Source organism: Sphingobium sp. PNB (assembly GCF_019873065.1).
GTDB lineage: Bacteria > Pseudomonadota > Alphaproteobacteria > Sphingomonadales > Sphingomonadaceae > Sphingobium > Sphingobium fuliginis.
The window spans coordinates 1-6,365 of record NZ_JAINEZ010000153.1 but is presented as its reverse complement, the minus strand read 5'-3'; the positions used below and the strand labels follow the sequence as shown (position 1 = coordinate 6,365).

At 65.1% G+C, this 6,365-nt stretch carries 7 protein-coding genes; all 7 read right to left on the bottom strand.

Features of this window, described 5'->3' with window-relative positions; genetic code table 11:
- Positions 1–659: heavy-metal-associated domain-containing protein (locus tag K7W03_RS26350; RefSeq protein WP_222887858.1), on the bottom strand; the 659-nt coding region annotated here is incomplete at its 3' end.
- The gene (locus tag K7W03_RS26345; protein ID WP_103001697.1) at positions 659–1,135 is read right to left on the bottom strand and encodes a FixH family protein; all 477 of its coding nucleotides are present in this window, start codon (positions 1,133–1,135) and stop codon (positions 659–661) included. The genes K7W03_RS26345 and K7W03_RS26350, both read right to left, overlap by 1 nt.
- A gap of 3 nt (positions 1,136–1,138) precedes the next feature.
- Positions 1,139–2,569, bottom strand: a complete 1,431-nt coding sequence (gene ccoG / locus K7W03_RS26340) for a cytochrome c oxidase accessory protein CcoG (RefSeq protein ID WP_103001696.1) — start codon at positions 2,567–2,569, stop codon at positions 1,139–1,141.
- A 3-nt stretch (positions 2,570–2,572) separates the two neighbouring features.
- Positions 2,573–3,478, bottom strand: a complete 906-nt coding sequence (gene ccoP / locus K7W03_RS26335; protein ID WP_103001695.1) for a cytochrome-c oxidase, cbb3-type subunit III — start codon at positions 3,476–3,478, stop codon at positions 2,573–2,575.
- Positions 3,471–3,638: a cbb3-type cytochrome c oxidase subunit 3 gene (locus K7W03_RS26330; protein WP_025551933.1), complete on the bottom strand. Its 168-nt coding sequence runs from the start codon at positions 3,636–3,638 to the stop codon at positions 3,471–3,473. Before K7W03_RS26330 ends, ccoP begins: the two co-directional genes overlap by 8 nt.
- Entirely contained in the window at positions 3,635–4,381 is a 747-nt protein-coding gene (gene ccoO / locus K7W03_RS26325) for a cytochrome-c oxidase, cbb3-type subunit II (protein WP_061940475.1), read from the bottom strand. Before ccoO ends, K7W03_RS26330 begins: the two co-directional genes overlap by 4 nt.
- 146 nt (positions 4,382–4,527) lie before the next feature.
- Positions 4,528–6,186 (bottom strand): cytochrome-c oxidase, cbb3-type subunit I, encoded by a 1,659-nt coding sequence (gene ccoN, locus K7W03_RS26320; RefSeq protein WP_103001694.1) that lies wholly within the window; start codon positions 6,184–6,186, stop codon positions 4,528–4,530.
- Positions 6,187–6,365: the final 179 nt, after the last annotated feature.

Here is a 6,365-nt window from a genome sequence, read left to right as displayed (position 1 = left end):
CCCGCCCGCGCCCGCCCACGCATCATGCTGTCGAGCGAACGCCCCGCCAGCAGGAAGAACAGCAGCATCACCGCCCCGTCGAACCAGGCATGCGCCCCGCCAGTCACCGTCTCGTAAAGACTCATTCCGGTCGTCAGCAGCACGCCGATGCTGATCGGCACGTCCATATTGGTCCGCCCCTGCCGCAACGCCGCCCAGGCCGAACGGAAGAAGGGCTGGCCCGCATAGGCCACCGTCGGCAGGGCGATCAACGCGGAGAGCCAGTGGAACATCTCCCGCGTAGCCCCCGCCGCCCCGGACCAGACAGACACCGACAGCAGCATGATGTTCATCGCCGCGAAGCCCGCCACCACCAGCGCCCGCGTCAGCCGCCGGCTTTCGGCCGCCGCGACATCCAGCCCCGCATCGGCCAGCGGCTCCGCCTCGAATCCCAAAGCGGCGATGGCGGCGCGCAGGTCGGGCGGGGTCAGCGCCGGATCGTGCCGGATGGCGACCCGCTTCGCGCCCATATTGACCCGCGCCGACACTATGCCGGGCTGGCGGGGAAGCCCCTCCTCGATCCTGGCGATGCAGCCGACGCAATGGATGCCGGGGACGGCGAACAGGCTTTCGACCGTCTCTTCCGCCACCGGATCGGGGATCAGCGCCTTCGTGGCCATCAGTCGACCTCCCTCAACAGATGCTCCTCGCGCCCGGCAAGACGAAGGTCGAAGCGGACCTGCCAGCGCCCCTTCGGCAAGGCCCGGTCGCTGGCATAGACGCCCGGCGCGGTCTCGCGAAAGACCAGCGACAGGTCCGGCGTCCGCCCCAGCGGATGCTGCGCCACCGCCGTCACCTGGCCGCCCGCCACTGGCGCGCCCCTGGCGTCGGTAAGGGCCAAGCCGACATGCCGCGCAGTATCCAGCGTCACCCTGTCCCGCCATCCCAGCCGCTTCTGCGCCCGCGCCTCCGCCAGCCAGCCATTGAATTTCTGGCTGGCGACATAGCTGTTCTCGACCACCGTGCCGCCGAAGGACCGCACCGCAACGGTCGCCATCAGCATGTTGACCGCGATCACCACGGCGAAGAACGCCGCCAATATCGCCGTCATGTGCCAGCCGGTGAAGCGGCGCATGGGGGATGGAGCAGGGGTCATGCTTCAGGGCCTTTCAAATCGGGCGGGTTCGCTGGCGCTGCCGCCTTCGCGATCGATGGCGCGCACGGTGAAGCGGAAATCCTGCCGCGCCGGGCCGCCGGACGGCAGCGTCAGGAAGATGCGCAGCTTCGCCACGCTGTCGGCGGGCACGGTCGTCCGCACCGTCGCGGCGGCATTCTCCCGCGACCCCGCATCGGTCCACATCCGGCCGCCGGGCAGGCCGGCGAGGCCCACCTCCATCGGTCGGGGCCGCGCCTGCATATTGCGCAGCTTGACCGTATAGGCGTTGCGGATCGCGCCATCGGACAGGCGCACGAAGATCGGATTGCGGTCCTGCTGCGCGCTGATCTCCAGCCGCTCGCGCGCGCCCAGCGCGAACAGCATGGCCGCGCCGATCCCCGCCCAGACCGCGAAATAGGCGATGGTGCGCGGCCGCAGCAGAGTCTTCAGCACCGGTCGCGGCGCCGCGCCCTTCTGCTCCGCCTCCGCATCGTCCTGCGTGCAATAATCGATCAGACCGCGTGGCCGCCCGACCTGCGCCATCACCTTGTCGCAGGCGTCGATGCAGAGCGCGCAGGTGATGCAGCCGATCTGCGGCCCTTCGCGAATGTCGATGCCGGTCGGGCAGACCGCGACGCACTGGTTGCAATCCACGCAGTCGCCAAACGCGCCCGGATGCGCCTGGGCCTTCTTCAGGCTCCCGCGCTTCTCCCCGCGCCAATGCTTGTAGGTGACGATCAGTGACTTCTCGTCCAGCATCGCGGTCTGGATGCGCGGCCAGGGGCACATATAGATGCACACCTGCTCCCGCATGAACCCGCCCAGCACGAAGGTCGTCGCGGTCAGCACGAAAGTCGTCGCATAGGCTTGCCACGCGGCGGTCCCGCTCCAGAACTCCCGTTGCAGCGTCGGGGCGTCCGCGAAATAGAATATCCACGCGCCCCCGGTGACGAAAGCGATCCCCAGCCAGACCGACCATTTGAAAAGCCGCCGGGCGATCTTCACCGCCCCCCATGGCGCCTTGGCGAGCCGCAACTGCGCATTGCGGTCGCCGTCCACGAAACGCTCGACATGCTGGTAGAGGTCGGTCCAGACCGTCTGCGGACAGGCATAGCCGCACCAGGCCCGACCCACCGCCGACGTGACGAGGAACAGCCCGATCCCCGCCATGATCAGCAGGCCCGCGACATAATAAAATTCCTGCGGCCATATCTCGATGGAGAACATGTAGAAGCGCCGATGGGCCAGATCGACCAGCACCGCCTGATCCGGCGCATAAGGCCCGCGGTCCCAGCGCAGCCAGGGCGTGCCCCAGTAGATGGTCAGCGTCACCGCCATGATCGCCCATTTCAGGCGGCGGTAGAAGCCGTCCACCGCCTTGGGATAGACGCCCTTGCGCTTCTCATAGAGCGAGGCGGAGCCGGACATGAACATGGCTTATCGACCTGCCCCCGCACCAGCGGGAGGGGCCGCCTCACCCCCGCCCAGGCTGTGCACATAGGCCGCCAGCATCCGGATGGTCGCCTTGTCCAGCTTGTCGTCCCAGCGCGGCATCACGCCATGGCGGCTGTTCCAGACGGTCTCGCGGATGGTCCCCGCATCGCCCCCGTAAAGCCAGATCGCATCGGTCAGATTGGGCGCGCCCAGCTCCCGGTTGCCCTTGCCCGCCGGGCCATGGCAGACCGCGCAATTATCGGCAAAGACCTTGTCCCCGCGCCGCGAAGCCGCGCTCGGACGGTCCTGCCCGCTGATCGCCCGGACATGCGCCACCACATCGTCCACCTGCGCCGCCGTCAGCAACTGGTCCTTGCCGAAGGCCGGCATCAGCGACTGGCGGGTCGCATCATGATCGGGATTGCGGACGCCATCGGTGATCGTCTTCTCGATCGTCGCCAGATCGCCGCCCCACAGCCAGTCGTCGTCATTGAGGTTGGGATAACCCCTGGACCCCGCCGCCCCCGACCCATGGCATTGGACGCAATGCACCCGGAACGCCGCGCGCCCGCCCTCGACCGCCTGCTGCATCATTTCCGGCCGCCCCGGCAGCGCCGTAATCGGCGTCTCCGCAATCGCCCGGCGGATCGGCGCAATCTGCCTTTCCCGCGCCGCCAATTCCCTGTCCAGCGCCCCCCGGCTCGACCAGCCCAGCATGCCTCCGGTCGCCCGGTCGATCATTGGGATAGCCGGATAGGCGATCATATAACCGATAGCGAACAGGATCGTCGCGTAGAAGGTCCACAGCCACCAGCGCGGCAAAGGCGTGTCCAGTTCCTGGATGCCGTCCCATTCATGATGCTTGATCTCCGTCCCGGTGGCGGGATCGATGCGCTTGTCGTCAGCCATGCCCGGCCTCCGTCTGATCGTCGAAAATGGCGAGCGCGGCCTCCGCGCTGCGTTGCCGCCCATGGGGCAGGAAGTGCCAGCCGATGAGGGCCACATAGAGCACCCCCATGAAGACCAGCCCCCAGCTATCGGCAAAATGCCGCAAGGCGTCGTAGCTCATCTGTCGACCTCCTGCGGTTTCGCGCTGTCCACATCGACCAGCGTGCCCAGCATCTGGAGATAGGCGACCAGCGCGTCCATCTCGGTCAGCTTGCCCGGATCGCCGTCGAAATCGCGCGCCTGCGCCTTGGGATAGCGTTTCAGCAGGTCGCTGCTGTCCGCATCCGGATCGGCCTGCGCCTTCAGGTCGTCATTCGCCCTGGCGATGTCGTCCTTCGTATAGGGAACGCCGACATCATTGAGCGCCGTCAGGTCCTTGCGCATGTCGGGCAGCTTCAATTCCCGCTCCGCCAGGAAGGCATAGCCGGGCATGATCGATTCCGGCACCACGGCGCGTGGGTCCTTCAGATGCTGGACATGCCATTCGTCCGAATAGCGGCCGCCCACCCGCGCCAGATCCGGCCCGGTCCGCTTCGACCCCCACTGGAAGGGGTGATCGTACATGCTCTCGGCGGCAAGGCTGTAATGGCCATAGCGTTCCGTCTCGTCCCGGAAGGGCCGGATCATCTGGCTATGACAATTATAGCAGCCTTCGCGTATGTAGATGTTCCGCCCCGCCAGCTCCAGCGGCGTATAGGGACGCACGCCCTCCACTTTCTCGATCGTATTGTCGATCCAGAAAAGCGGCGCGATCTCCACAATGCCGCCGATGGCGACTGTAATCAGGGCGGCGATGCCCAGCAGCGAAACATTCCGCTCCAGCCTGCCATGATCGAAGAATTTACCCTTGGTCTTGGTTGCCATTCTCAAAGTCCTCAAATCGAGGGAAACTTCCAACCCCCGTTCGCCCTGAGCCTGTCGAAGCCTGTCCTGAGCGCCTGCCTTGCAGGCAGTCGAAGGGGGCTTTTCTTCTTATTGAAGAGCAGGCCCAGCCCGAACGGAGAGGGGTTTCAGGTCGCCGCGGGCACCAATGGTCTGTCCGCCGCAGCATCATAAGCCGCATCGTTCATCGGCTTCTCCACACGCAACGGACTGCCCGCGATGGTCTTGCCGATGTTCCAGGCCATGACGATCGCGCCGCTCAGGTACAGAAGACCTCCCGCCGCCCGGATCAGGTACATGGGGAACATGGCGCTCACCACTTCGGAGAAGGCGTAGACCAGATAACCGTCGCTGCCATATTCGCGCCACATCAACCCCTGCATGATGCCAGCGACCCACATCGACGCCGCGTAGAGGACGATGCCCACCGTCGCCAGCCAGAAGTGCCAGTTCACCAACCGAAGACTGTACAGCCGCTCCCGCTTCCACAGTCTTGGCGTCAGATAATAGAGGCAGGCGAAAGTGATGAGGCCATTCCAGCCCAGCGCACCACTATGCACATGGCCGATGGTCCAGTCGGTATAGTGGGAGAGACTGTTGACCGCCTTCACCGACATCATCGGACCTTCGAAGGTAGACATGCCGTAGAAGGCCAGCGCCATCACCATCATGCGGATGATCGGATCGGTGCGAATGCGGTCCCATGCGCCGTTCAGCGTCATGAGGCCATTGATCATCCCGCCCCAGCTCGGCATCCACAGCATGACCGAAAAGACCATGCCCAAAGTCTGCGCCCAGTCGGGCAACGCGGTATAATGAAGATGGTGCGGACCCGCCCAGATATAGAGGAAGATCAGCGACCAGAAATGGATGATGGAAAGCCTGTAACTATAGACCGGCCGTTCCGCCTGCTTGGGCACGAAATAATACATCATGGCCAGGAAACCGGCGGTCAGGAAGAAACCGACCGCATTATGCCCGTACCACCATTGGGTCAGCGCATCCTGCACGCCCGCGAAAGCGCTGTAGCTCTTGGACCCGAGCCAGCTCACCGGCATGGAAAGATTGTTGACGATGTGCAGCATCGCGATCGTCAGGATGAAGCTCAGGTAAAACCAGTTCGCCACATAGATATGCGGCTCGCTGCGGCGCAGGATGGTGCCGCCGAACACAACCAGATAGGCGACCCAGACGATGGTCAGCCACAGGTCGACATACCATTCCGGCTCCGCATATTCCTTGCCCTCGGTGATGCCCAGCAGATAGCCGGTCGCCGCCAGCACGATGAAAAGCTGATAGCCCCAGAAGACGAACCGGGCGAGCGCCGGAAAGGCCAGCCGCGCCCGGCACGTCCGCTGCACCACGTAGAAGCTGGTTGCGATCAGCGCATTGCCCCCGAAGGCGAAGATCACGGCGGAGGTATGCAGCGGCCGCAGCCGCCCGAAACTGGTATATTCAATCCCCAGGTTGAGCGCCGGAAAGGCCAGTTGAAGCGCGATGTACAACCCCGCCAGAAAGCCCGCCAGCCCCCAGAAGACGGTCGCGATCACGCCCCAGCGGATCGGGTCGTCGTCATATTTCCCCTGGGATGCGGGCATCTTCAGCAGCCCGCGGGTGATCGCCTCATAATCGGCGTGCCGCATCGTCAGCACGGCGACGGCCAGCGCGGCCGCGCAGACGATCCCCATATGCACGGCAAAGCCGAAGTCCGCCGCCGCCAGCGCCGCCAGAAAGGCCAGCGTCGCGAGCGCGAACCAGCCGCCCGTCTTCCAAACCAGTTGCTCCATAGGATTTCCCCGTCAAAGGCTTTGCGGCGTCCTTCGTCCGGGAGCCGCCCTTATGCATTGACCTCTGTCAAAGCCCGCGCCGCAGGTATGTAGGGGAATGTCCGTATCGGGTGGGAAGCGGACATTCCCCCTCCCGCAGGCGGGAGGGGGCTAGGGGGTGGGCGCGAGCGAAGCGAGCC

Bases quoted from the DNA above. Each gene is read 5' to 3' on its own strand.
- K7W03_RS26345 (WP_103001697.1), bottom strand. From the start codon at position 1,135: ATGACCCCTGCTCCATCCCCCATGCGCCGCTTCACCGGCTGGCACATG.
- ccoG (WP_103001696.1), bottom strand. From the start codon at position 2,569: ATGTTCATGTCCGGCTCCGCCTCGCTCTATGAGAAGCGCAAGGGCGTC.
- ccoP (WP_103001695.1), bottom strand. From the start codon at position 3,478: ATGGCTGACGACAAGCGCATCGATCCCGCCACCGGGACGGAGATCAAG.
- K7W03_RS26330 (WP_025551933.1), bottom strand. From the start codon at position 3,638: ATGAGCTACGACGCCTTGCGGCATTTTGCCGATAGCTGGGGGCTGGTC.
- ccoO (WP_061940475.1), bottom strand. From the start codon at position 4,381: ATGGCAACCAAGACCAAGGGTAAATTCTTCGATCATGGCAGGCTGGAG.
- ccoN (WP_103001694.1), bottom strand. From the start codon at position 6,186: ATGGAGCAACTGGTTTGGAAGACGGGCGGCTGGTTCGCGCTCGCGACG.